Annotated in this window: 21 protein-coding genes and 1 tRNA gene; 10 read left to right on the forward strand and 12 right to left on the reverse strand. The window is 70.0% G+C overall.

The genetic code is table 11. From position 1 onward, the window contains the following. Window positions 1-75: 75 nt before the first annotated feature. From ABZT49_RS22335 to ABZT49_RS22360, 6 genes are all read left to right on the forward strand, one after another. Window positions 76-151, forward strand: a tRNA-Lys gene (locus ABZT49_RS22335). 281 nt (window positions 152-432) lie between these two features. Then, complete coding sequence (locus tag ABZT49_RS22340) at window positions 433-960, forward strand: hypothetical protein (RefSeq protein ID WP_355289060.1); 528 nt, start codon at window positions 433-435, stop codon at window positions 958-960. A gap of 208 nt (window positions 961-1,168) precedes the next feature. Beyond that, window positions 1,169-2,095: an ABC transporter ATP-binding protein gene (locus ABZT49_RS22345; protein ID WP_355289062.1), complete on the forward strand. Its 927-nt coding sequence runs from the start codon at window positions 1,169-1,171 to the stop codon at window positions 2,093-2,095. Continuing rightward, window positions 2,092-2,853 (forward strand): ABC transporter permease, encoded by a 762-nt coding sequence (locus tag ABZT49_RS22350; RefSeq protein WP_355289064.1) that lies wholly within the window; start codon window positions 2,092-2,094, stop codon window positions 2,851-2,853. Before ABZT49_RS22345 ends, ABZT49_RS22350 begins: the two co-directional genes overlap by 4 nt. 73 nt (window positions 2,854-2,926) lie before the next feature. Further along, complete coding sequence (locus ABZT49_RS22355; RefSeq protein WP_355289066.1) at window positions 2,927-4,525, forward strand: ABC transporter substrate-binding protein; 1,599 nt, start codon at window positions 2,927-2,929, stop codon at window positions 4,523-4,525. Window positions 4,526-4,536: 11 nt separating this feature from the next. Beyond that, window positions 4,537-5,922 (forward strand): amidase, encoded by a 1,386-nt coding sequence (locus tag ABZT49_RS22360; RefSeq protein WP_355289068.1) that lies wholly within the window; start codon window positions 4,537-4,539, stop codon window positions 5,920-5,922. Window positions 5,923-6,336: 414 nt separating this feature from the next. Here ABZT49_RS22360 and ABZT49_RS22365 read toward each other — a convergent pair whose 3' ends face one another. From ABZT49_RS22365 to ABZT49_RS22380, 4 genes are all read right to left on the reverse strand, one after another. Continuing rightward, a complete protein-coding gene (locus ABZT49_RS22365) occupies window positions 6,337-7,164 on the reverse strand; it encodes an SGNH/GDSL hydrolase family protein (RefSeq protein ID WP_355289070.1) in 828 nt (275 codons plus the stop codon). 323 nt (window positions 7,165-7,487) lie between these two features. After that, window positions 7,488-7,799 (reverse strand): hypothetical protein, encoded by a 312-nt coding sequence (locus ABZT49_RS22370; RefSeq protein ID WP_355289072.1) that lies wholly within the window; start codon window positions 7,797-7,799, stop codon window positions 7,488-7,490. 11 nt (window positions 7,800-7,810) lie between these two features. After that, on the reverse strand, window positions 7,811-9,148 hold the full coding sequence (locus ABZT49_RS22375) for an acyclic terpene utilization AtuA family protein (RefSeq protein WP_355289074.1): 1,338 nt from the start codon (window positions 9,146-9,148) through the stop codon (window positions 7,811-7,813). Window positions 9,149-9,164: 16 nt separating this feature from the next. After that, on the reverse strand, window positions 9,165-10,475 hold the full coding sequence (locus tag ABZT49_RS22380; RefSeq protein ID WP_355289076.1) for a citrate:proton symporter: 1,311 nt from the start codon (window positions 10,473-10,475) through the stop codon (window positions 9,165-9,167). A gap of 116 nt (window positions 10,476-10,591) precedes the next feature. Here ABZT49_RS22380 and ABZT49_RS22385 point away from each other — a divergent pair, with 116 nt between their 5' ends. After that, window positions 10,592-11,500: a LysR family transcriptional regulator gene (locus tag ABZT49_RS22385; protein ID WP_355289078.1), complete on the forward strand. Its 909-nt coding sequence runs from the start codon at window positions 10,592-10,594 to the stop codon at window positions 11,498-11,500. 250 nt (window positions 11,501-11,750) lie between these two features. On the opposite strand, the gene ABZT49_RS22390 is transcribed toward ABZT49_RS22385, so the two are convergent. The 5 genes from ABZT49_RS22390 to dctP form a co-directional block, all read right to left on the reverse strand. Further along, window positions 11,751-13,274 (reverse strand): malonyl-CoA synthase, encoded by a 1,524-nt coding sequence (locus ABZT49_RS22390; RefSeq protein ID WP_355289080.1) that lies wholly within the window; start codon window positions 13,272-13,274, stop codon window positions 11,751-11,753. Between the two features lie 257 nt (window positions 13,275-13,531). After that, window positions 13,532-14,938, reverse strand: coding sequence for a malonyl-CoA decarboxylase (locus ABZT49_RS22395; RefSeq protein ID WP_355289082.1), 1,407 nt, complete (start codon window positions 14,936-14,938; stop codon window positions 13,532-13,534). Window positions 14,939-15,104: 166 nt separating this feature from the next. After that, on the reverse strand, window positions 15,105-16,457 hold the full coding sequence (locus tag ABZT49_RS22400; protein WP_355289084.1) for a TRAP transporter large permease subunit: 1,353 nt from the start codon (window positions 16,455-16,457) through the stop codon (window positions 15,105-15,107). Beyond that, window positions 16,454-17,116, reverse strand: coding sequence for a TRAP transporter small permease (locus ABZT49_RS22405; protein WP_355289086.1), 663 nt, complete (start codon window positions 17,114-17,116; stop codon window positions 16,454-16,456). The genes ABZT49_RS22400 and ABZT49_RS22405 overlap by 4 nt, the downstream gene beginning before the upstream one ends. Continuing rightward, entirely contained in the window at window positions 17,113-18,132 is a 1,020-nt protein-coding gene (dctP, locus tag ABZT49_RS22410; protein ID WP_355289088.1) for a TRAP transporter substrate-binding protein DctP, read from the reverse strand. Before dctP ends, ABZT49_RS22405 begins: the two co-directional genes overlap by 4 nt. A 176-nt stretch (window positions 18,133-18,308) precedes the next feature. Here dctP and ABZT49_RS22415 point away from each other — a divergent pair, with 176 nt between their 5' ends. From ABZT49_RS22415 to msrB, 3 genes are all read left to right on the forward strand, one after another. Beyond that, a complete protein-coding gene (locus tag ABZT49_RS22415; RefSeq protein ID WP_355289098.1) occupies window positions 18,309-18,965 on the forward strand; it encodes a GntR family transcriptional regulator in 657 nt (218 codons plus the stop codon). A gap of 126 nt (window positions 18,966-19,091) precedes the next feature. Continuing rightward, entirely contained in the window at window positions 19,092-20,252 is a 1,161-nt protein-coding gene (locus ABZT49_RS22420) for a YihY/virulence factor BrkB family protein (protein WP_355289089.1), read from the forward strand. 90 nt (window positions 20,253-20,342) lie between these two features. Further along, window positions 20,343-20,753, forward strand: coding sequence for a peptide-methionine (R)-S-oxide reductase MsrB (msrB, locus tag ABZT49_RS22425; RefSeq protein ID WP_355289091.1), 411 nt, complete (start codon window positions 20,343-20,345; stop codon window positions 20,751-20,753). 110 nt (window positions 20,754-20,863) lie between these two features. Here msrB and ABZT49_RS22430 read toward each other — a convergent pair whose 3' ends face one another. From ABZT49_RS22430 to ABZT49_RS22440, 3 genes are all read right to left on the reverse strand, one after another. Further along, complete coding sequence (locus ABZT49_RS22430) at window positions 20,864-22,009, reverse strand: iron-containing alcohol dehydrogenase (RefSeq protein ID WP_355289093.1); 1,146 nt, start codon at window positions 22,007-22,009, stop codon at window positions 20,864-20,866. Window positions 22,010-22,165: 156 nt separating this feature from the next. Further along, window positions 22,166-22,855: an Asp/Glu/hydantoin racemase gene (locus ABZT49_RS22435; protein WP_355289094.1), complete on the reverse strand. Its 690-nt coding sequence runs from the start codon at window positions 22,853-22,855 to the stop codon at window positions 22,166-22,168. After that, window positions 22,852-23,493 (reverse strand): GntR family transcriptional regulator (locus ABZT49_RS22440; protein WP_355289096.1); only part of this gene is annotated, 642 nt, incomplete at its 5' end. The genes ABZT49_RS22435 and ABZT49_RS22440, both read right to left, overlap by 4 nt.

Here is a 23,493-nt window from a genome sequence, read left to right on the forward strand (position 1 = left end):
ACCCCCTATGTCCGCCTCTGCTCCGAACAGGATCTGGGCCGGCCCGCCAGCGCCGCGCCGCCATCCTTGGAGCGCGGGCGCGTAGCTCAGCTGGTAGAGCAACGGACTTTTAATCTGTAGGTCCTGGGTTCGAGTCCCAGCGCGCTCACCACTTTTATATATATTAACAAAATCTTGGGCGGCTGAAGGACTGCGGCCATCTGGCCGTGAAGTCCAAAATTGTCAGCTTGTGTCCAAATCCACTTTTCTCGACTTTGCATCGCGTTCTTGGACCTGCATCGGCACAGGACGGATCACGCGCGCCGACCTTCGATCGAAAACTTCGGCGCCCCGTTCGTTGACGGGCGTGACCGCCTGTGCAAGGAGCCCCTGCCCGGATGATCTGGAGGGGCAATGTCGGGGAATGATGCGCTCATGAAGGCCTTGGCTGATGTGAGCCAACGGAGAGCGGCGCTCGAGGCCGAGTACGAGCGGATCGGGGCAGAGCTGGCCAAGCTCCGGCTCGCCGAGAACGCGCTCCGGGCGATCATCGAGGATACGCCGATCGAGGATCTCGGGCTGTCGCTGCCCTCGGCGGGCCCGGCCGCCGGTCCGGATCGCGGCGAGCCCCGCGCGGGCGGGCGGCGCGGGCCGCGGGGACCGCGGGCGAACTCGACCAAGGGCCGCCTCAAGGCGCTGATCGACGGCGCCGGGCCGCAGGGCCTGTCGCAGCCGCAGATCCTGCGCGCGCTGCCCGACGCCGCGCCGGCGACCATCAACGCCTATCTGAGCTCGATGGTCACCGCCGGCGAGGCGCTGCAGGTCGGCAACTTCTACACCAAGGTCCGGAGCCGGGACGATTCCGGGGCGCCGGAGGACGACGAAGACGAGCGGCCGGAATCCGACGAGGACGCCTATGACGGCGACGACCTCGACGACGAGGACGGCCCGGATCGGGACGGCCCCGGAAAGGCCGCCTGACCGGCACAGCCCATCGACCGGCACCGCCAAGTGCGCTGGCGCACCAACCCGGCGGCGGAAGGGGCGCATAGCGGCGCTGCATCGAGCCGGTCTCCCGTCGCGCTCAGGCCCGAGCGCGACCACTTGCTGGCAACGGATGGTGGCGCTCCCGCCCCCTCCGGCCTAGGTGAGGCGCGACACCGCTCGCCCCAGCACGCCCCGGGACCGGATGACGCCCATCATCGCGATCAGTAACCTGTCGAAGACCTACGCCTCGGGTCACGCCGCGCTCAAGCGCGTCGACCTGACCGTCCGCCAGGGCGAGATCTTCGCCCTGCTCGGGCCGAACGGCGCCGGCAAGACGACCCTCATCAGCATCATCTGCGGCATCGTCACGCCGAGCACCGGCACGGTGACGGTCGGCGGGCACGACATCCTGGCCGAGCCCCGCGCCGCGCGGCGCCTCATCGGCCTGGTGCCGCAGGAGCTCACCGCCGACGCCTTCGAGACGGTGTGGGCGACGGTGAGCTTCAGCCGCGGCCTGTTCGGCCTCAAACCCGATCCCGCCCATATCGAGCAGACCTTGCGCGACCTCTCGCTGTGGGAGAAGCGCGACGCGAAGATCATGACCCTGTCGGGGGGCATGAAGCGCCGGGTGCTGATCGCCAAGGCGCTCGCGCACGAGCCGCGCATCCTGTTCCTCGACGAGCCGACCGCCGGCGTCGACGTGGCGCTCCGCCAGGACATGTGGCGCATGGTGCGCCGCCTGCGCGAGCAGGGCGTCACCGTCATCCTCACCACCCACTACATCGAGGAGGCGGAGGAGATGGCCGACCGGGTGGGGGTGATCGCCAAGGGCGAGATCGTGCTGGTTGAGGAGAAGGCCGAGCTGATGCGCAAGCTCGGCCGCAAGGAGCTGACGCTCCAGCTCCACGAGCCCCTCGGCGTGCTGCCGCCGGCGCTCGCCGCCCATCCGCTGACGCTGTCGGAGGACGGTGCCGCGCTGACCTACACCTACGACACCAAGGCCGAGCGCACCGGCATCACGACGCTGCTCACCGACCTCGCCAGCGCCGGCATCCGTTTCCGCGATCTCCAGACCCGTCAGAGCTCGCTCGAGGACATCTTCGTCGATCTCGTGAGGGACCGCGCATGAACTGGCCCGCCATCCGCGCCATCTACGGCTTCGAGATGCACCGCGCCTTCCGCACGCTGCTCCAGAGCATCGTCGCGCCGGTGATCTCGACCTCGCTCTACTTCGTGGTGTTCGGCGCCGCGATCGGCGGCCGGATCACCTCGGTCGACGGCGTGCCCTACGGCGCTTTCATCGTGCCGGGGCTGATCATGCTGACGCTCTTGACGCAAAGCATCGCCAACGCCTCGTTCGGCATCTACTTCCCGCGCTTCTCCGGCACGATCTACGAGATCCTGTCGGCCCCGATCTCGGCGGTGGAGATCGTCGCCGGCTATGTCGGGGCGGCGGCGACCAAATCGATCATGCTCGGGCTGATCATCCTGGCGACCTCGGCTCTGTTCGTGCCCCTGCGCATCGAGCACCCGTTCGTGATGGTGTTCTTCCTGGTCCTCACCGCCGTCACCTTCAGCCTGTTCGGCTTCGTGATCGGCCTGTGGGCGGACGGGTTCGAGAAGCTGCAGCTGGTGCCGCTGCTCATCGTCACCCCGCTGACCTTCTTGGGCGGCAGCTTCTACTCGATCGACATGCTGCCGCCGGTGTGGCGGACGGTCAGCCTCGTCAACCCGGTCGTCTACCTGATCAGCGGCTTCCGCTGGAGCTTCTACGGCCACTCGGACGTCAACCCGGCGGTGAGCGTCGTCATGGCTCTGGTGTTCCTGGCTGGCTGCCTCGCGGCGGTGGCGTGGATCTTCCGGACGGGGTACCGGCTCAAAAGCTAACAACTCGACTTCGCAAGAGCCGGACTGGCCCGGCTCTTGCGGCGGCGGACGAGCCCTCACGGAGCCCGCCGCCATGCCCCGCTCGCTCTGCCTCTCCGTCGCCCTCTCGGCGCTCCTCCTCGCCGCACCGGCCCAGGCCGAGTCGGTCCTGCGCATCGGCATGACTGCCGCCGACGTGCCGACCACCACCGGCATGCCGAATAACGGCTTCGAGGGGATGCGCTTCCTCGGCTACCCGGTCTTCGAGGGGCTGGTGCTGTGGGACCTCTCGCGCACCGACCGGCTGGCGACCCTGCGGCCGGGCCTGGCGGAGAGGTGGGAGCAGGCGCCGGACGACGCGAAGACCTGGATCTTCCACCTGCGCCAGGGCGTGCGCTTCCACGACGGCACCGCCTTCGATGCCGACGCGGTGATCTGGAACCTCGACCGCTACTTCAAGCAGGACAGCCCGCAATACGAGCCGCCGGCCGCTGGCATCACCCGGGCGCGGGCGCCGTTGCTCGCGAGCTACCGCAAGATCGACGACCGCACGGTCGCCATCACCAGTGCGAGCCCGGCTTCGTACTTTCCCTACATGGTGGTCTACCTGCTCTTCACCTCCCCGGCCTCGTTCGAGGCGGCCGGGCGGGACTGGGCCAAGGTCGGGATGCTGCCGGCCGCCGGCACCGGGCCGTTCCGCATCACCGGGGTGCGGCCGCGCGAGGCGGTCGAGCTCGCGCGCAACCCGGATTATTGGGACCGGGAGAACCTGCCGAAGGTCGACAAGGTGCGGCTGATGCCGATCCCGGAGGCCAATGCCCGCATCGCCGCGTTGCGCGCGGGCCAGGTCGACTGGATCGAGGCGCCGGCGCCGGACGGGCTCGCTTCCTTGCGCCAGGCGGGCTTCGCCATCACCACCGGCTCCTACCCGCATGTCTGGCCGTGGTTCTACAACATCGGGGCGGCGAACAGCCCGCTGAAGGACGTGCGGGTGCGTCGGGCGCTCAACTACTGCATCGACCGGGAGGGACTCGTGACCTTCCTGAACGGCACCGCCGAGCCGGCGGTGGGTTGGCTGAAGGCCTCCGATCCGGATTTCGGCTCCCCTGAGAACCGCTACCGCCTCGACCCGGACAAGGGCCGGGCGCTGCTCGCCGAGGCCGGCTTCACCGACAAGAAGCCGCTGTCGCTCAAGGTGATGATCTCGACCTCCGGCTCGGGGCAGATGCAGCCGCTGCCGATGAACGAGTTCCTGCAGGAGAACCTGAAGCAGACCTGCAACGTCGACGTCACGTTCAACGTGGTCGAGTGGCAGGTGCTGCTCAATGCCGGGCGGGCAGCGCCGGATTCGCCGTCGCTCCAGGGGGCGAACGCCCTCAACGTCTCCTCGCCCTCCTCGGACGTCGCCGTGATGGCGCGCTACTTCTCCTCTGCCAACGTCTCGCCGAAGGGCTTCAACTTTCCGCAATGGACGGATGCCCGCTTCGACGCGGCGCTCAGGGACCTCGCCGGGGCGACCGACCCGGAGGCGATCGCTACGGCGACGCGGGCGGCGCATGAGCGCCTGGTCGATGATCCGCCCTGGCTGTACATCGTGCATGATCTCAACCCGCGGGCAATGTCGCCGCGGGTCAAGAACTTCGTCTCGCCCCAGTCATGGTTCGTCGACCTGACCCGGATCAGCGTACAGTGAGGAGTCGCACCGTGACCGATCCCGTCGAGCTTCCGGCTCACCAGCTCGCCCGCGCCATCGCATCCCGAACAATCTCGCCGGTCGAAGCCGTGGAGGCGCATCTCGCCCGCATCGAGCGGCTGGAGCCGAAGCTGCAGGCCTTCGTCGCTGTCTACGGCGACGACGCGCGGCTCGCCGCCGAGGGCGCCGACCGGATGATCCGCGCCGGCCACGCCGTCGGCCCGCTGCACGGCGTGCCGGTGGCGCTCAAGGACCTGATCGACCTGGAGGGCCGGATCACCACCGGCGGCTCGGCGCATTTCCGCGAGCGCCGCGCCACCGAGACCGCGACCATCGCCAGGCGGATGCTGGCGCAGGGCATGATCGTGCTCGGCAAGACCCACACGGTCGAGTTCGCCTATGGCGGCTGGGGCACCAACCAGCATATGGGTACGCCGTGGAACCCCTGGGACCTCGCGACGCCGCGCACGCCCGGCGGCTCGTCGAGCGGCTCGGGCGTCGCGGTGGCGGCCCGGATGGCGCCCTGGGCGATCGGCACCGATACCGGTGGCTCGGTGCGGCTGCCGGCCTCGTTCTGCGGGCTGACCGGGCTCAAGGTCACGATCGGCCGGGTCAGCACCGCCGGGATCGTGCCGCTCAGCACCACCCTCGACACGCCGGGCCCGATGGCGCGCAGCGTCGAGGACGTGGCGCTGCTCTACACGATCCTGTCCGGCCCCGATCCCCGCGACCCAAACACCCGGGGCATCCCCCCCGAGGACCCGATGCCGGTCCTGCATCGCGGCGTGCGCGGATTGCGCCTCGCCCGGATGCCCGCCGTCGAGCGGGCGGGGATCTCGTCCGAGATGCTGGATGCCTACGACGCCTCTCTCGAGGCGCTGGCGCGGCTCGGCGCCGAGATCGTCGAGGTCGACCTGCCGTTCCGCTTCGCCGACCTCGTGACCACCTCGGCGATCGTGCAGGCCGAGTGCTACTTCTTCAACGGCGCCCTGTCGGAGGACCGCGCCTCGCGCCTCGACGAGGATGTCCGTCTGCGCACGCTGGCCGGCGCTGGCGTGAGCGCGCAGGATTACCTGCGCACGAAGCGGATGCAGCAGGAGATGAAGGCTGCCTTCGCCCGGGCGATGGAGGGCATCGACGCGCTGCTCACCCCGACCACCGAGAGCGCGGCGATCCCCCTCGACGCCGTCGACCAGACGGTGATGCCCTCGCGCTTCACCCGCTTCGGCAACCTGCTCGAACTCTGCGCCCTGGCGCTGCCGAACGGGTTCACGGCGGGCGGCCTGCCGCTCTCGCTCCAGATCGTCTGCCGCGGCTACGACGAGGCGACGGCGCTCCGCATCGGGCAGGCGTATCAGGGCGCGACGGAGTGGCACCTGCGAGGGCCGGAAGTGTAGCGTCTCTATGATCTCACAGAGAATGTTGCCATCCCGCCCGCAAGCTCGCTCCAAGTTTACTTGGCAGTCCGTTTCGATCATTCTCGGTGCATGAGCTGACAACTCTCGACGTCATCCCGGGGCTCGCCGCAGGCGAGAACCCGGGATCCATAACCGCTGACGGTGCAGCCTCGGGCTGAACGCCATCCGCTTCATTCTGCAGCGTCGGCGGTTATGGATCCCGGGTTCCGCTGCGCGGCCCCGGGATGACATTGAGGGTGGCAATTCGGTCCGCCAATCCGTTCAACCCGGCTCTCAGGATGAGGTTGCGGGTGGGATCGTCCGAAAGGCAGTCGGAAAGCTCAAAATGCACGACGCCCCGGACGGGATCCGTCCGAGGGCGCCACTCCACCACACCGATCGATGAGGCTCGCTTCAGCCCCGCTTCAGCCCGATATTCCCCGGCAGCGGCTGGCGCTTCGCCCGGGCGACCGCCTGGAGCGGGTCAGGCCGCGGGGTCACGGCGTCCTGGATGTCGCGGCCGAGCGCCTGGGCGAGGCAGGCATAGCCCTGGTCGCCCATGTGGAACTTGTCGGAGGACAGCATGCCGGCAAGCAGGTCCGGATCCTGGCGGTTCCAGTCCTTCATCAGGGCGTAGCGCGAGAAGACCGGCACCTCGGCCCCGGTCGCCACCGCCGCGACCAGGCCGACGAAGCGCTCGTAGCGGGCGTGGTCGGGGATCGCCGGGTAATATTGCTGGTCGAGGATGATCAGGTCGCTGCCGGCGGCGCGGACGAGGGCGATGCCCTGCTCGAGCCGGACCCGGAACGTCGCCTCGCTGCCGCCGGTGATCGCGTCGTTGGTGCCGACCTGCCAGATCACCAGGTCGGGCTTGACCGTCTGGTTCAGGGCCTCGGCGAGGCGCGCCAGGGTCTGGTCGGCGGTCTCGCCGCCGATGCCCGCATTGCTGACCTCGACCGGGGTGCCGCGCCAGGCGGCGCGCAGAGATTGCTGCAGCAGGTACGGGTAGGTTCGGTCCGGCGCGGAGGCGCCGATGCCCTCGGTCGAGGACGAACCGATGGCGAGCACCCGCACCGCCTCGCGCCGCGCCACGTGCGCCTCAGTCACGTCGAGACTCATCCGCTCCACCGCCGCCGGCAAGGCGGCCGGGCAGGCCGAAGCGGGTTGGGCCGCAACCAGATGACCGGCAAGAATGGCCGCCGTCAGGCAGGCCATCCGGCCCAGATGAAACCGGAGGAGCATGGCAGTTCCGGATAAGGAGGGAGGTGAACCGATTCGGTTCCGTATTTGTCGGGTAACATGCGCGTTACCGCCGATCCAGCCCGAAATGAAGCTGAGCCAAGACGAACCCCTGGGCTCTGCTCGGCTGGTCAGCGAAAGCCGTGACGATCGCCGAGAAACGCGCAGGTTCGACTCACTGCCGGTTAAGCTTGAGCCGCCGTTGACGACCTGTCCTCTGCGCGCGATCTCGATCCGCATGACGGTGATGGGACGCGATCACGGGCCGGCCGGCAATCCCCGACCGGCCACGCTCCACATCATCGTGGCCTCCCCCGGTCGGAGCCTTATGCCTCTTCGGGGATGTCCAGGTCGAGCAACGCCGCGCTCAAGCCCTTGCCGTGGGCGTCGAGCGCCAGGGATCGCGTGACTCCGCCGCCCAGGGCCCCCGTCATCACGAAGTTGAGGGCGCCGAGGCGGGGGAGGGCGTAGCGGGTCACCTCACCCTGAATGAGACCGGCGAAATGAGCCCGCACCCGCTCCGCGGTGACGTGGCGCTCCAGACGCGGGTAATCGGCCGGATCGTGGGCGATCAGCGAGATGTTGGCGGTGTTGCCCTTGTCGCCGGTGCGGGAATGGGCGAGCGCGCGCAGCTTCATATTCGTCTCCCTCACGCCTCGATCATCCGCACGCTCGGCCGGGCGAGCGCGGCCGGCACCAGCACCGAGAGCACGCCGACCACCTCGCGGGCCGATTTCCAGGCCCCGCCGCCGCCGGCCGGGCCGTTGGTGTAGAGGGTCTCGACCTCGTTGCCGATCCGGGCCGCCTCGCCGAGGCTGTCGCAGCGCCCGGCGACGCGGATTCTGACCTCGTAGGGCTCTGCCTCACCCGCCAGACGAGCGCCGTGCAGGGAATCGACGCCGATCAGGTCGAAGCGCAGCTCGCTCACCCGAACGCCGGTGAGCTCCAGGCGCTCGCGCACGATGTCGAGGGCGAGGCGGCCGCGGGCCGCGGCGCCCGGGCCCGCATAGGAGATCTGGCCCTCGCCGATATAGGAATCGATCAGCCCGACCGAGACCTTGAGGAGCCCGGTCGCGGGCGCGCCGCGCCCGCCCGTGACCCGTACCCGGTCGGGGCCGAGAGCCTCCATCGTCACCTCGGAGAAATCCGCCACCACGTCGGGCTGGAGGTAGCGGGCGGGGTCGTGGACCTCGTAGAGCAGCTGCTCCTTGCAGGTCGCGAGCGTCACCTGTCCGCCCGATCCCGGCACCTTGGTGATCTCGATCCCGCCCGCCTCGTCGACGATGCCGATGGGAAAGCCGAGGCGGGCGAGGCCGGCCACGTCCTTCACCCCCGGATCGGCGAAGTAGCCGCCGGTGATCTGGCCGGCGCATTCGAGGAGGTGGCCGGCGAGCGTGCCGCGGCCGAGCCGCTCCCAGTCGTCCATGGCCCAGCCGAAGGCGTGGATGAGCGGCGCGAGGAAGAGCGCCGGGTCGCCGACCCGGCCGGTGATGACGACATCGGCGCCCTGGGCCAGCGCCTCGGCGATCGGGCCGGCGCCGAGATAGGCATTGGCCGAGATCACCCGGTTGCCGAGGTCGCGCACCCGGCCGCCGGTCTCCAGGATCTCGTAGTCGCCGGCGCCCACCGCCTCCAGCACGTCGTCGCCGATCACCGCCGCCACCTTGAGGCCGGTGAGGCCGAGGTCGCGGGCGATCGCCCGGGTTTTTTCCGCGGCGGCGAGGGGGTTCGCCGCGCCCATATTGGTGACGATACGGGTGCCGTTCCGGCGGCACGGCGCCAGCACCGCCCGCATCCGGGCCTCCAGCAGCGGGTCGTAGCCGGCGGCGGGGTCGCGCAGGCGGGCCTGCTGGGCGAGCGCGATGGTGCGCTCGGCCAGGCACTCGAAGACGAGGTAGTCGAGGGCGCCGTGCTCGGCGAGCTCGACCGCGGGCTCGATCCGGTCGCCGGCATAACCGGCCCCGGCGCCCAGGCGGATAGTCTTCATCATCGGTCTCCTCGGCTCAGAGCGGAAACACCCCGAAGGCGACGGCCGCGAAGGTCATCACCACGGAGGCCGCGAGCAGGAACGGGAAGGTGAATTTCTGGTGGTCGGCGAGGTCGATGCCGCACAGGCCGCAGACCAGGAAGGTCGCCGGGGTGAGCGGGCTAACCGGGAATCCGGTGGTCATCTGGCCGAGCAGCGCTCCTTGCGCCACCTGGAGCGGCGGCACGCCGAGCTGGTGGGCGACCTCGGCCACCACCGGCAGCACGCCGAAATAGAACGAATCCGGGTCGAACAGCATGCTGAGCGGCATCGAGACGAGGCCGAGCGCGAAGGGGATGTGCGGGGCGAGGCCGGGCGGCACGAAGGCCACGGCTCCTTGCGCCATCGCCTTCAGCATGCCGGTGCCCTGCATGATGCCGGTGAACACGCCGGCTGCCAGCAGGATCGACGCCATCAGGATCGCCGCCTTCGCGTGAGCGTCGATGCGCTGGCGCTGCGCGTCGACGCTCGGATAGTTGATGATCAGCGCGAGTGCCGTGCCGAGCATGAACATCAGCGCCGGCGGGATCTTTTCGGCCATCAACACCATGGTGCCGAGCACCGCGATCGTGAGGACGAGGTTCGGCCAGAACCGGTCGGGCCGGCGCAACGACCGCTCGGCATCGCTCAACGCGCGCCCGCCGGCGGCGACCGCCTCTCCGGTGCCGGCACCGGCGCGCTTCAGCCGGCGCTCCTCGCGCAGGCCGAGCCAGTAGGAGACGGCGAAGATGAAGAGGAGGCCGACCGCCTGCACCGGCACCAGCGGCGTGAAGATGTCGGGGATCGGCAGCTTCAGGGCGGCGGAAGCGCGGATCATCGGCCCGGTCCAGGGCAGGAAGTTCACGCCGGCGGCGAGCGAGGCCGCGCAGGCGAGGATGCGCCGGTCGATCCCGACCCGGTCGTAGAGCGGCAGCATCGCGGGAATCGTGATCAGGAAGGTGACCGCGCCCGAGCCGTCGAGGTGGATCAGCAGCGCGAGCATGGTCGTGCCGGGGACGATCCGGCTCGGCCGGGTGCCGACGGTGGCGAGGATCCGGTCGATGATCGGATCGAGCAGGCCGGCATCGCTGACGATGCCGAAGAACAGGATCGCGAATACGAACATCCCGACGACCGGCGCCAGGCTCTGGATGCCGGCGAGGACGAACTTGCCGGTATCGAGCCCGAAGCCGCCGACGAGGGCGGCGGCGACCGGGATGACGATCAGCGCCACGAGGGGCGACAGGCGCTTGGTCAGGATGGCGGCGAGCAGCAGCGCGATCGTGCACAGGCCGAGCAGGGCCAGCATCGTTTCCTCCGGGGGTTCGGCGCTCGGACGTGGCGTCGTTCACTATCCCCGGATCACACCAAGAGGTCGGCGATCCGGCAATTGAAAAGATCGGATCGCCTCAATAATCATCCGTTATGGATCTCAACCTGCGCCACGTCCGGGCCTTCGTGTCGGTCGCGCATCTGCGCAGCTTCACCCGGGCGGCCGCCCTCTTGAACGTGTCGCAGCCGGCGCTCACGGTGCAGATCCGCCGGCTGGAGGAGGCGCTCGCAGTGCGCCTCCTCGACCGCAACAGCCGCAGCGTCGAGCCGACCCGGGTCGGGCGCGAGTTGCTGCCGGTGTTCCAGCGGGTGCTGCGCGAACTCGACAGCGTCGTGATCGACACCCGCGACCTCGCCGCGCGCCGCCACGGCATCGTGCGGATCGCGGCCCTGCCCTCAGTGGCGGCGGGCGTGCTGCCGGACGCGATCGCGGCCTTCCGGGCGGCGCATCCGCGGATGGGCTTCGTCGTCAAGGACGCCATCGCCGAGCGGGTGCTGGCCCTGGTGCGGCGCGAGGAGGTCGATCTCGGGGTCACCGGCGGCGAGGTGCGCGATCCGGACGTCACGGTGCTCGCCCGCGCGGCGGATGCCCTGCACGTGGTCTATCCCGCGGGTCACCTGATCGGCGGGGTCGAGACCGTGACCTTGGAAGCCTTGGCGGAATACCCGCTGGTGCTGATGGATGCCGAGACCAGCGTGCGCGCCGTCGTCGACGCCGCCTTCGTGGCTGCCGGCCGGCTGCCGGTGACCGCCTGCGAGGCGACCTACATGATGACGGCGGTCGGGATGGTGCGGGCCGGGCTCGGCCTCACCATCCTGCCGGGCTCCGCCCGCGAGATCCGGGCCGAGCCCGACTTGCGCTCGCGCGCGATCGCCGAGGCGAGTTTTTCCAGGCCGGTCTGCCTGATCGCCAAGGCCGGGCGCACGCTGCCGGCCGCGGCGGAGGACTTTTTGGGGGAGCTGGTGCCGGCTTTGGAGGCGGAGTTTGCGGGGGTGGGGTGAAGGGGGCTCGCACTCCCGGTCGAGAAAGCTCGGAGGCTTTTCGGATAGCCCTCGACGATCTCATAATCCTCCGCGTCATTCCGGGGCCGCGCAGCGGAGCCCGGAATCCAGACACTCGGGTGTGCAAGAATAAAGCGGAAAGCGTCCCGCTCAATCCTCAAAGTCCCGCGGTTCTGGATTCCGGGCTCCGCTGCGCGGCTCCGGAATGACCAGGAGAGTGTTGATATGGTTGCGCAGAGAAAATGGGCCTTCAGCCCTCGTACAACCCCTTGTGCGTCTCGCGCAGCAGGTTCTTCTGCACCTTGCCCATCGTATTGCGGGGGAGCTCATCCGCGATGATGACGCGCTTCGGCAGCTTGAACTTGGCGAGCCGGCCCTCAAGCGCCGAGAGGATCGCGGCCTCGCTCGGGGCCTCCGCCCCGCGCGGCACCACCACGGCGGTGACGCCCTCGCCGAAATCCGGGTGCGGCACCCCGATCACCGCCGATTCGAGTACGCCGGGCAGCCCGTCGATCTCGGTCTCGACCTCCTTCGGGTAGACGTTGAAGCCGCCGGTGATGATCAGGTCCTTGCCGCGGCCGACGATGTGGACGTAGCCGCGTTCATCCACCTTGCCGAGGTCGCCGGTGATGAAGAAGCCGTCGGCCTTGAACTCGGCGGCGGTCTTCTCCGGCATGCGCCAATAGCCCTTGAACACGTTGGGCCCGCGCACCTCGATCATCCCGACCTGGTCGGCCGCCAGCGCCCGGCCGGTCTCCGGATCGACCACCCGCAGCGAGACACCCGGCAGCGGGAACCCGACCGTGCCGGCGACCCGGTCGCCGTCATAGGGGTTCGACGTGCTCATGTTGGTCTCGGTCATGCCGTAGCGCTCGAGGATCGGGTGGCCGGTCCGCTCCTGCCACTCGCGATGGGTTTCGGCGAGCAGGGGCGCCGAGCCGGAAACGAACAGGCGCATGCCGGCGGTCGCCTCGCGGGTCAGGCCCGGCTCCTTGAGCAGTCGGGTGTAGAAGGTTGGCACGCCCATCAGCGCGGTCGCCCGGCCCATCAGCGACAGGATCAGCGGCGGGTCGAGCTTGGGCAGGAAGATCATCGCGGCGCCCGACATCAGCACCGTGTTGGTGGCGACGAACAGGCCGTGGGTGTGGAACACCGGTAGCGCGTGGATCAGCACGTCCTCCGGCGTGAAGCGCCAGTAATCGACGAGCGTCAGCGCGTTCGACGACAGGTTGTCGTGGGTCAGCATTGCGCCCTTCGAGCGCCCGGTGGTGCCTGATGTGTAGAGGATCGCCGCGAGGTCGTCCGGGCTGCGTGGCACGTCGGCGAAGTCGCCGGTCTGGCCCGCAGCCTCGGCCGCCATGGTGCCCTCGCCCTTGGCGTCGAGGGTGCCGACCTGTCTGACGTTCGCCGCCTCGGCCACGGGCTTCAGGGCGTCAAGCTTGCTGGAATCGCAGACGAACAGGGCCGGCTCGGCGTCGCCGAGGAAGTAGGCGATCTCGGCCGGGGTGTAGCCGGTGTTGAGCGGCAGGAAGACGGCGCCGGCCCGCACGCAGCCGAGATAGAGCGCGATCACCGCCGGGCTCTTCTCGACCTGCACCGCCACCCGGTCGCCGGGCGCGACGCCGAGGCCGACCAGAGCCGCGGCGTAGCGGCCGGATTCGGCGATCAGGTCGGCGTAGCTCCAGCGCAGGCCCTCGGGGGTCTCCAGAAAGACCTTGGCCGAAGGATCGGCGGGGAGGCGGGAGCGGATGATGTCGAAGAAGTGGTTGGACATGGGGGACTCTTCAGTCGTCGGCGAGATGAGCGGCCACGCTGTCCACTCGAAGAACGCGGGTCTCTCCTCTCCCCGCGGGCGGGGAGAGGGCCGTGCCCTCGTTCAGAGGGGACGGCAAGCCCGAAGGGCGAGGGTGAGTGGGTGTTTCCGAAAGGGCCACATCCGGCACCTCCCCCTCACCCTCGGCTGCCGCCTCGTTCCGCCCCCGACGAGGGGGGCGAAACCCTCTCCCCGCCCGCGGGGAGAGGAGAAAATGCTCACGCCTCCGCCAGCGCCACCGACCGCGCCGGCGGCAGGTTCTGGCGCAGTTCACGGTTGACGGTGAGCGAGGCCGAGACCGTGCCGAGATTGGCGTAGGTCTCGTGGTTCTTCTCGATCGCCGCGAGGTCGTAGAGGTAGTTGACCATCAGGCCGTAGCCCTGCGCCAAGCCCTTCGGCGAGACATCGCCGAGGAAGTTCAGGCGCTCCAGCCGGGCGCCATTGCCGAGGTGGAACCGCGCCACCGGATCGACCGGCTTGCCGCGCGGGGTCTTGGCGCGCAGGAAGTAGTAGGCGGCGGCCGGCAGCAGGGCCTTCTTCACCGCGTCGGCCTTCGTCTTGTCGGCGTGCCAGTCGGGCTGGTCGAGGAGGCGCAGGGTCTCGACGTCATCGCGGGTGATCCCCTGCGGCGCGTCGGCCCGGCGCTCGCGGTCGAGCCAGGTGCGGAAGGTCGGTACCGGTGAGAGCGTCACGAAGGTCTTCAGCGCCGGCATCTCGCGGCACAGGTCCTCCACCACCTGCTTGATCAGGAAGTTGCCGAAGGTGATGCCGGCCAGCCCCTTCTGGCAGTTCGAGATCGAGTAGAAGATCGCGGTCGTCGCCTCGCGCGTGTCGGTCGGCCGGCGATCGTTGGCGAGGATCGGGGCGATCGCCGCGGCGATGCCGGTGGTGAGCGCCACCTCGACGAAGATCAGCGGCTCGTCGAGGAGCGCCGGGTGGAAGAAGGCGAAGCAGCGCCGGTCCGGCGGCTCGATGCGCCGGCGCAGGTCGTCCCAGTCCGAGATGGCGTGGACCGCCTCGTATCTGATGATCTTTTCCAGGATATGGGCCGGCGTCGTCCAGTCGATCCGGCGCAGGACCAGGAAGCCGCGGTTGAACCACGACGCGAACAGGTGCTCGAAGTCCGAGTCCAGGCTCTCGACGGCCTCGGCCAGGGCCGGGTCCGGCTTGTCGGCCTTGCGGGCGGCGTCGCGCAAGGTGAACAAGTCCTCACGCATCCGCACTAGGGCGATCGTGCCGTCGCGGGCGAGGTTGAGGCGGCGGATCAGCTCCTGCGAGCGCGGCTCGGCCGCCTCGTGCAGGCGCCCGAGGGCCGCCCGGGACGGCGCCTTGGCGTAGGCCGCGATGGCGCCCTCCACCGCCGCGTGGTCGGCCCCGAAATCGAGGGCGATGCGGCGCAGGAAGTCGTGGCGGTCGGCGCGACCGAAGCTGTCGTAGCGGTCGAGGATGATGCGAGCCAGCGCGACGCCCGAGGCCTCGCCGCGCCGGGAGATCAGGTCCTCGCAGAGCTTCACCACCTCGGCGACGCTCGCCTTGGCGGGGTCGTCGCGGCCGAAGGCGATCAGCCCGCGGCCCCGGTCCGAGATGCTCTGGAGGAGGTCGCCGAGGAACGAGATCGCCGCCATGGGGCCTTGCTCACCGTCACGTTGCGCGGACGCCCGGGATCCGCTGCCCGGATCCGTCGCGCCGCCCGTTGTCAGATAGGGCTCCGCTGCGGCAGCGGAGAGGAGGGAGGACCGCCGCCGGGTGTCGCGGGCGGGTCCCGGCGGCGGCTCTGCCATGGTGGCGCCTCTACTTGGTCGAGGGCAAGAGGAGATCCGGCAGCCACAGCGCGATGCCGGGGGCGACGCACAGGACCAGGATCGCCACGGCCATCAGGATCACGAAGGGCAGGGTGCCCCAGATGATCTCGGAGAGCGGGATGTCGGGCGCGATGTTCTTGATGACGAAGATGTTGAGGCCGACCGGCGGGTGGATCAGCCCCATCTCCATGGTGATCGTCATGACCACGCCGAACCAGACTAGGTCGAACCCCGCCTCCCGCAAAGGCGGCAGGATGATCGGCGCGGTCATCAGGATGATCGAGACCGGCGGCAGGAAGAAGCCCAGGGCCACCACCAGCAGCAGGATGGTCAGCAGCAGGAGCCACGGCGAGAGATGCATCGCCACGATCGCGGCCGCCGCGGCCTGCGAGATGTGGAGGTAGCTCATCACGTAGGCGTAGAGCAGCGACATGCCGATGATCAGCATCAGCATGGTCGACTCGCGAAGAGTCGCGATCAGGATCGGGCTGACGTCCTTAGCCCGCCACACGCCGTAGATCGCGGCGATCAGCGCGAGCGCCAGCAATCCGCCGAGGCCGGCGGTCTCGGAGGGCGTGGCGTAGCCGCCGTAGAGCGCCACCATGACGCCGGTGAGCAAAACCACGAAGGGCAGCACCCGCGGCAGGGTCGAGAAGCGCTGCGCCATCGAGTAGCGGTCTTCGGCCAGGATCGGGTGCTCTGGCCCGCCGGTGACGTAGGCGGCGCGCGCCATGGCGAATTCACGCCGGAAGCGCCAGACCGCGTAGGCGGCAAACAGCAGGACCAGCAGCAGGCCCGGGCCGATGCCGGCGAGAAAGAGCCGCCCGAGCGACTGCTCGGCCGCCACCGCGTAGAGGATCATGGTGATCGAGGGCGGCAGCAGGATGCCGAGGGTGCCGCCCGCCGCAATGATGCCGGCGGCGAAACCGCCGGAATAGCCGCGCCGGCGCATCTCCGGGATGCCGGCCGAGCCGATCGCCGAGCAGGTCGCCGGGCTCGACCCCGCCATGGCGGCGAAGAGCGCGCAGGCGAAGACGTTGGCGATGCCCAGCCCCCCCGGGATCTTGTGCATCCAGGCATGCATCGCCGAGTAGAGGTCCTGGCCCGCCTTCGACCGGCCGATCGCCGCGCCCTTCAGGATGAAGAGCGGGATCGACAGGAGCGTGATCGAGGCCATCTCCTCGTAGACGTTCTGCGCCACCGTATCGAGGGAGGCGCCGGGCATGAAGGCCAGCATGAAGACGAGCGCCACCGCGCCGAGCGCGAAGGCGATCGGGATGCCGGCGAGCATCGCTCCCAGGGTGGCGCCCGCGTAGAGGGTGCCGATGATCGCGGTGCTCATCGGGAGGCCCCCTTCGTGTCGTGCTGCTTATCGTGTTTCTTGGCGCGCTCGAGATCGGGGCCCAGGCCGATCTTCGGGTCGGCGAAGCCGGCCGCATTCGGGCCCCGCGCCACGGCCTCGGCGATCTGGAGCAGGAATTGCAGCGCCAGCAGCGTCATGCCGACAGCCATCAGCGAGTAGGGGATCCAGAGCGGCGGCCCCCAGGTCGATTGCGAGATCTGGCCGTCTTCCCAGGCCTCGTGCAGCAGGGTCCAGCTCTTCCAGGCGAAGAAGGCCACGAAGCCGAGGCTGACGATATCGGCGAAGAGCAGGCGCAGGCGGTTCGCCCGCGGCGACAGGAGGCCGGTCAGCGCCTCGATGGCGACGTGGCCGCGCCGGGCCTGGACGCCCGCCGCCGACAGGAAGGTGGCGCCGACGATGAGGAACACCGCCGTCTCGTCCTGCCACTCGGTCGGGATCTTCAGGAAGTAGCGGACGACGACGCTGTAGCTCAGCACCAGGCAGGCGGCGACGAGGGCGATGCCGCCCATGAGCAGGATCAGCCGGTTCAAGCCCGCCATCGCGCCGTCGATCGCCGCGAGCGGGCCGGGGAGCCGGGGCCGCGCCGTCGCGCGCTCCGGCTCCGCGGCGGCGGAGGCCGCGTCGAAGGCGTGGCTCACGCGACCGCCTCCGCGAGCTTCAGCATCTCGGCGCAGGACGAGGATTTGGCGGCGTAGTCCTTCCAGGCCGACTCCCGGGCGATGTCGCGCCAGCGGTTCAACGTCGCCTCGTCGAGGGCCTCGACCTTGGCGCCGGCCTTGCCGAAGATCTGCTCGACCCGGGTGTCGTCGGCCTGCGCGCCCTCCTGGCCGAAGGATTCGAGCTCGGCGCCGACCGCCATGATCAGGTCGCGCTGGTCCTTCGGCAGGCCGTCGAAGATCGCCTTCGACATCATGATCGGCTCGAGCATGAACCAGTACGAGCGGCCGCGGGCCGAGGTGAGGGACTTCGACAGCTCCTCGAGCCGGAACGAGATCAGGCTGGTCGAGGAGGTGATGACCGCGTCGCAGGCGCCGGTCTGCATCGCGGCGTAGGATTCGTTCGAGGGCAGGCTGAGGGTGGCGGCGCCCGCCGCCTTCATCATCAGGTCCATCTCGCGCGAGCCGCCGCGGACCTTCATGCCCTTGGCGTCCTCCGGCCGCACCAGCGGGCGGTCGCGGCTCGCGACGCCGCCGGCCTGCCAGACCCAGGAGACCAGCACGATGTTCTTCGACAGCAGGATCTCGGTGAGCTTGCGCCCGACCGGCGCCGCCTTCCAGGCCATCGCCTGCGGGTAGGAGGTCACGAGCGCCGGCATCAGCCCGATATTGGTCTCCGGCACCTCGCCGCCGGCATAGGGCAGCGGGTAGAGGCTCATGTCGAGCGCGCCCTTGCGCATCGCGCTGAACTGGGCATTCGTCTTCATCAGCGACGAGCCGGGATAGACCTGGACGTCGAGCGCGCCCTTCGAGCGCTCCTTCACGGCGGCCGCGAACTTTCGGCACATCCGGTCGCGAAAGTCGCCCTCGTCGATCGTGCCGCCCGGGAACTGGTGCGAGAGCTTCAACGTCGTGGCGGCCTGCGCGGCGCGGCCGAGGCCGATCAGGGCGGGCGCGGCGAGGCCGGCGGCCACGATTGTGCGGCGGGTGAAGGCCATGGCGTTTCCTCTGAGATGAGAGCGGCTCTCGTCCCGCGTCTCGCGGTGATGACGCACGGGCAGGTTGACGTCCCGCCGCTTCGCACACCCAGAAGACCCCGATCTTGTATATTTTGTCAACGCTGGTGCATATTCACCGATGGTGGAAGGCGGGATCAGCCATGAGTCACGCCCATATGAGTCACGCCCAGCGGCTGCGGCAGACGATCGAGGATGAGATCGTGGACGGGGTCCTGCGCCCCGGTGACCGGCTCGACGAGGTCCAGCTCGCCGCCCGGTTCGGGGTCTCGCGCACGCCGATCCGCGAGGCGCTGCTGCAGCTCGCCGTCACCGGCCTGATCGAGGTCAAGCCGCGCCGCGGCGCGGTGGTGAGCACGCCGGAGCCGGCGCGGCTGATCGAGATGTTCGAGACCATGGCGGAGCTGGAGGCCGCCTGCGGCCGCCTCGCCGCGCGGCGTCTCACCGACGCGCATCAGCGCGAGCTCGTCGCGGCGCTGGACGCCTGCCGGGCGGCGGCGGCGGCCGGCGAGACCGAGGCCTATTACGCCGAGAACGCGGTCTTCCACGCCGTCATCTACCGGGCCTCGCGCAACGGGTTCCTGTGCGAGCAGGCGGTGGGTCTGAGCCGGCGCCTGGCGCCGTTCCGGCGCATCCAGCTCCGGGCCCGACACCGGCTGCGCCAGTCGCTCGCCGAGCACGAGGGTGCCGTAGAGGCGATCCTGGCCGGGGACGAGGTCTTGGCCGGCGAGCGCCTGCGCGCCCACGTGCTGGTGCAGGGCGACCGCTTCGCCGAGCTGATCCGCAGCCTGCCGGGGGGCAGCGCGGCGGCCTAGTCTCCATGGGTCAAGCCATTGACGCTAAGGCATTTTATCTTATCCGGAACGCTCCCTGCGACGCGACGTTGTGACTCCCGAGCGCCCACGCTTGTGGGCGACACGTCCTCCTGATCCGGTGTCGCGATGCCGCCCGAACCCCGCTCCGGTTCCGCCTCGTCCGGCGTGACCTCGACCCTGTGGACCGTCTTCCTCGGCCTCGCGCTCGTCCGCCTCGTCACGGCGCGGCGGCCGGACGGCGTGACGGATGCGGCGCCTGACCCGACCCGGCATCTCGGCGGCGGCGCCAAGTCGTATTCCGGGCGCCCGGCCCAGTGGGTCGCCGACACCGAGGGCGACCGCGGGCGCAAGGCGGACACGCCGACCGAGATACCGGCCAAGGGCTGGAAGGACGTGCTCTACCGCGTCTACCTCGAGTTCCAGAAGGACCGGGTGCTGTCGGTGGCGGCTGGCGTCACCTTCTACACCCTGCTGGCGATCTTCCCGGCGGTGGCGGCCCTGGTCTCGCTCTACGGGCTGTTCACCGATCCGAGCAGCATCAACGACCACCTCTCCCTGCTCCAGGGCGTGTTGCCGTCGGGCGCCCTCGACATCATCGGCGATCAGGTCAAGCGCATCACCGCCAAGGGCGGCACCACGCTGGGCATCACCTTCTTCACCAGCCTTGCCATCTCTCTCTGGAGCGCCAATGCCGGCATGAAGGCGATGTTCGACGCGCTCAACATCGTCTACGAGGAGGAGGAGAAGCGCAGCTTCATCCAGCTCAACCTGCGCTCGCTCACCTTCACCTTTGGCGCGCTGATCTTCGTCATCGTGGCGCTCGGCTGCATCGTGGTGCTGCCGGTGGCGCTGAATTTCTTAGGGTACTTCGGCATCCGGATCAGCCCGACGGCCTGGTACATCGCGCTGCTGCGCTGGCCGGCGCTCCTCGCGGTGCTGCTCTTCGCCCTCGCGCTCCTCTACCGCTACGGGCCGAGCCGCGACCTGCCGCGCTGGCGCTGGGTCACCCCGGGCAGCCTCACCGCAGGGTCGGTGTGGCTCGTCGCCTCGATCGGCTTCTCCTGGTACGTCGCGCATTTCGGCAACTACAACGAGACCTACGGCTCGCTCGGCGCCGCGATCGGCTTCATGACCTGGATCTGGATCTCCTCGACGATCGTGCTGCTCGGCGGCGAGATCAACGCCGAACTGGAGCACCAGACCGCCCGCGATACCACCACCGGGCCGGAGCAGCCGATGGGCACGCGCCGCGCCCGGATGGCCGACACGGTCGGGGCACCGGCCTGAGACCGCGGCGCCGCAACCCCTCGCCGGATGCGGCGCCCGCCCCCATCTTGTGTCCTCGTCATTTGAGAATCGCGACGAGGAGAGGCCCCGATGGCCGCGACCGAGACCGGCACCGCCGAGACCCGCACCGATGCGGAGTGGCGCCGGACCCTGACGCCCCAACAATATCGCGTGCTGCGCGAGCACGGCACCGAGCGCCCGGGCACCAGCCCGCTCAACCACGAGAAGCGCGCCGGCACCTTCACCTGCGCCGGCTGCGGCCAGCCGTTGTTCGATGCCGCCGCCAAGTTCGAATCCGGCACCGGCTGGCCGAGCTTCTTTGCCCCCCTCGACGGTGCGGTCGAGACGCAGACAGACCGCTCGTTCTTCATGACCCGGACCGAGGTCCATTGCGCCCGCTGCCAGGGCCATCTCGGCCACGTCTTCGACGACGGCCCGGCCCCGACCGGCCTGCGCTACTGCATGAACGGGGTGGCGATGGGGTTCGAGCCGGAGGCGTAGAGGGCCGCCTCAGCAGAGTTGCACGGGGCAACTCTGCTTAAGCTTTTGTTTTTGCAGCATTTTCGCCGCCGAACCGGTGACCACTTCGGCGAATGATGCTTAGCCCCGGCCTACGCCGCCCGACCGTGCAGCGAGGCCCGGAACAGCTCCCGGAACTCCTCCGCCCCGACCGGCCGGCCGTTGGTCGCCGTCGAGTGATCCTCCACCGCCCGGGTGATCAGCGCCTCGCAATCGGCCTCCGTGACGCCCATGGCGGCGAGGTCGGTCGGCAGGCTGAGGTCGCGGTTCAGCGCCTCGATCGCGGCGGCGAGGTCGGCGCCCTCGGGAAGCCCCATCGCCTTGCGCAGGGCGCCGTACTTCTCGGCGCAGGCCGGAGCGTTGAAGCGCAGGAGGTGGGGCAGGATCACGGCGTTGAGGGTGCCGTGGTGCAGGCGCTTGGCCTTCAGGCCGCCGAGCGCGTGCGACATCGAGTGGACGGCGCCGAGGCCCTTCTGGAAGGTCATGCCGCCCTCCAGCGCCGCCATCATCATGTCCTCGCGGGCCTCGATGTCGCTGCCGTCGCGCACCGCGCGGGGGAGCGAGCGGGTGGCGCGGGACAACCCGTCGAGGGCGATCGCCTCGGCCGGCGGATTGTGACGGGGGCTGAGATAGGTCTCGATGCAGTGGGTCAGGGCGTCCATGCCGGTGGCCGCCGTCAGGCCCGGGGGTAGGCCGAGCGTCAGCTCGGGGTCGCAGATCGCCACGTTCGGGATCAGGTGGGGCGAGATGAAGCCGAGCTTGCGCCCGTCGGCGAGGGTGATGAGCGCCGCGCGGCCGACCTCGCTGCCGGTGCCGGCGGTGGTCGGCACGGCGATCACCGGCGGCTGGTCGGCGCGGATCCGCGGGATGCCGCCGAGGATCGCCGCGTAAGTCGCCAGCGGCTCGTCGTGGGTGGCGAGCAGGGCCACGCCCTTGGCGAGGTCGAGGGGCGAACCGCCGCCGACCGCGATCACCGAATCGCACCCTTCCGCCTTGAAGCGGTCGCGGGCCTCCAGCGTCGCCTCCTCGGTCGGGTTCTCGGGCGTGCCGTCGAAGACCGGAGTGTCCGCGGCCAGGCCGGCGGCGTCGAGGACGCGAGCGATCAGGCCGGCCGCCACGACGCCGCGATCGGTGACGATCAGGGGCTTCCGCGCGCCGAGAAGCGCCAGCTCCTCGCCGATCAGCCGGACGGCGCCGCGCTCGAACTGGATCCGGGTGAGATAGGTGATGAGGCTCATGGGGGCTGCCTGACGTGATCCGGAGCCCGGTTACCAAGCGCGCGGGGGCGCGGCCTTGCGCCCGTCTTCGCCTCCCGCACGCCTCTTCCCGGGCATGACGGCAGCCTTAGCACAGGGCGTCGGTCGGACGCATCGCGGGGTGCCATGCGGATTGCGTCAGGCGCCCATGAGCCCCGCGGCCGCCAGCAGCGCCTCCGTCCCGATTGTGGTCGCGTCGAGGAGCGGCACGCCGTCGAGGGTCGGGGGCAGGCGCCATCCGGGCAGGTTGGTGCTCCAGATCAGCACCGCCTCGGAGCCGGCCGCCGCCTCCCGCGTGGCCTGCGCGAGCCGGGCCGGGGTCACCGCGGCGGCGAGGCGGTTCTCGGTGACGCCGAGGGCAACGGCGGGGCCGATCGCGATGCCGGCCTCCCCGAAACGGGCACGAACCAGATCGGCCTCCTCCATACCGCCCTGCACCACGAGGCCGAGACGGCGGTAGCCCGCGCGGACGATCGTCTCCCGGGTGGCGAGGGCCGTCGTCACCATCGGCAGGCCGGTGCGGCGTGTGATCGTCGCGCACAGGCGCTCGTCGGGCGAGAAGCCGAGGGCAGCGCCGCGGGTGGCGTTCCAGCACAGGGCCGCCACGCCGGCATCGGCCAGGAGATCGGCGGCGGTGAGGAAGACGGATTCGTCGTAAGATTCGCCGTTGAGCATCGCCCCATAGGGCACCCGGGCGTAGCAAGCGGCGGCGGGCAGGCCGGCGAGCCGGGCCTCGGTCGCCCGCTCCACCACGCGGTTGGAGGAGGGCAGGATCACCCCGAGGGCCCGAATCCCCTCCAAGGGCTCCCCATCCGTCATGTCGGTCATCGGCGCGGTCCTTCGGTCAGACGGGCCACCATCAGGGCCTGGGTGCGGGCGACGTGGGCGTGCATCAGGGTCCGGGCGCGCTCCGGATCGCGGGCCCGCAAAGCCTCCAGGATACCCCGGTGCTCGATAAGCGATTCCGCCACCCGGCCCTCCGCCGCGAGGGCGAAGTTGCGGGCCCGCTCCAGCCGCGCGAAGGCCCGGCCATGCGCCTCGGCGATGGCCGGGCTGCGGGACGCCGTCACGATCAGCCGGTGGGCCTGGCGGTTCAGGCGGGTATAGGCGTCACGGTCGTGCTCCGCCGCCTCCAGGGCGGCCTGGAGCCGGTCGAGCCGGTCGATCTCGGCCGCATTCATCCGCTCTGCGGCCAGCCCCGCGCAAAAACTCTCCAGCGCCACTTCCAGCTCGAACAGCGGCACGAGGTCGGCGGGGTCGAGCCGCGCCACCAGGGCGGCCCGGTTGCGGCGCAACGTGACCAGGCCCTCGCCGGCGAGCAGCTTCAAGGCCTCGCGCACCGGCGTGCGGGAGACGCCGAGGCGGGCGACCAAGTCGGGCTCGTTCAGGACCTCGCCGGGGGGGAGGAGGTTGAGCAGGATCAGCCGGCGCAGGGCGGCGGCGGCCTGCTCGGTGAGGGTGGGAGC

Origin of the sequence: Methylobacterium sp. EM32, assembly GCF_040593685.1 — a bacterium.
Lineage (GTDB): Bacteria > Pseudomonadota > Alphaproteobacteria > Rhizobiales > Beijerinckiaceae > Methylobacterium.

Excerpts from the sequence above, each read along its gene's own strand:
- ABZT49_RS22345 (WP_355289062.1), top strand. The coding sequence starts at position 1,169 with ATGACGCCCATCATCGCGATCAGTAACCTGTCGAAGACCTACGCCTCG.
- ABZT49_RS22350 (WP_355289064.1), top strand. The coding sequence starts at position 2,092 with ATGAACTGGCCCGCCATCCGCGCCATCTACGGCTTCGAGATGCACCGC.
- ABZT49_RS22355 (WP_355289066.1), top strand. The coding sequence starts at position 2,927 with ATGCCCCGCTCGCTCTGCCTCTCCGTCGCCCTCTCGGCGCTCCTCCTC.
- ABZT49_RS22365 (WP_355289070.1), bottom strand. The coding sequence starts at position 7,164 with ATGCTCCTCCGGTTTCATCTGGGCCGGATGGCCTGCCTGACGGCGGCC.
- ABZT49_RS22370 (WP_355289072.1), bottom strand. The coding sequence starts at position 7,799 with ATGAAGCTGCGCGCGCTCGCCCATTCCCGCACCGGCGACAAGGGCAAC.
- ABZT49_RS22375 (WP_355289074.1), bottom strand. The coding sequence starts at position 9,148 with ATGAAGACTATCCGCCTGGGCGCCGGGGCCGGTTATGCCGGCGACCGG.
- ABZT49_RS22380 (WP_355289076.1), bottom strand. The coding sequence starts at position 10,475 with ATGCTGGCCCTGCTCGGCCTGTGCACGATCGCGCTGCTGCTCGCCGCC.
- ABZT49_RS22385 (WP_355289078.1), top strand. The coding sequence starts at position 10,592 with ATGGATCTCAACCTGCGCCACGTCCGGGCCTTCGTGTCGGTCGCGCAT.
- ABZT49_RS22390 (WP_355289080.1), bottom strand. The coding sequence starts at position 13,274 with ATGTCCAACCACTTCTTCGACATCATCCGCTCCCGCCTCCCCGCCGAT.
- ABZT49_RS22395 (WP_355289082.1), bottom strand. The coding sequence starts at position 14,938 with ATGGCGGCGATCTCGTTCCTCGGCGACCTCCTCCAGAGCATCTCGGAC.
- ABZT49_RS22400 (WP_355289084.1), bottom strand. The coding sequence starts at position 16,457 with ATGAGCACCGCGATCATCGGCACCCTCTACGCGGGCGCCACCCTGGGA.
- dctP (WP_355289088.1), bottom strand. The coding sequence starts at position 18,132 with ATGGCCTTCACCCGCCGCACAATCGTGGCCGCCGGCCTCGCCGCGCCC.
- ABZT49_RS22415 (WP_355289098.1), top strand. The coding sequence starts at position 18,309 with ATGAGTCACGCCCAGCGGCTGCGGCAGACGATCGAGGATGAGATCGTG.
- ABZT49_RS22420 (WP_355289089.1), top strand. The coding sequence starts at position 19,092 with ATGCCGCCCGAACCCCGCTCCGGTTCCGCCTCGTCCGGCGTGACCTCG.
- msrB (WP_355289091.1), top strand. The coding sequence starts at position 20,343 with ATGGCCGCGACCGAGACCGGCACCGCCGAGACCCGCACCGATGCGGAG.
- ABZT49_RS22430 (WP_355289093.1), bottom strand. The coding sequence starts at position 22,009 with ATGAGCCTCATCACCTATCTCACCCGGATCCAGTTCGAGCGCGGCGCC.
- ABZT49_RS22435 (WP_355289094.1), bottom strand. The coding sequence starts at position 22,855 with ATGACCGACATGACGGATGGGGAGCCCTTGGAGGGGATTCGGGCCCTC.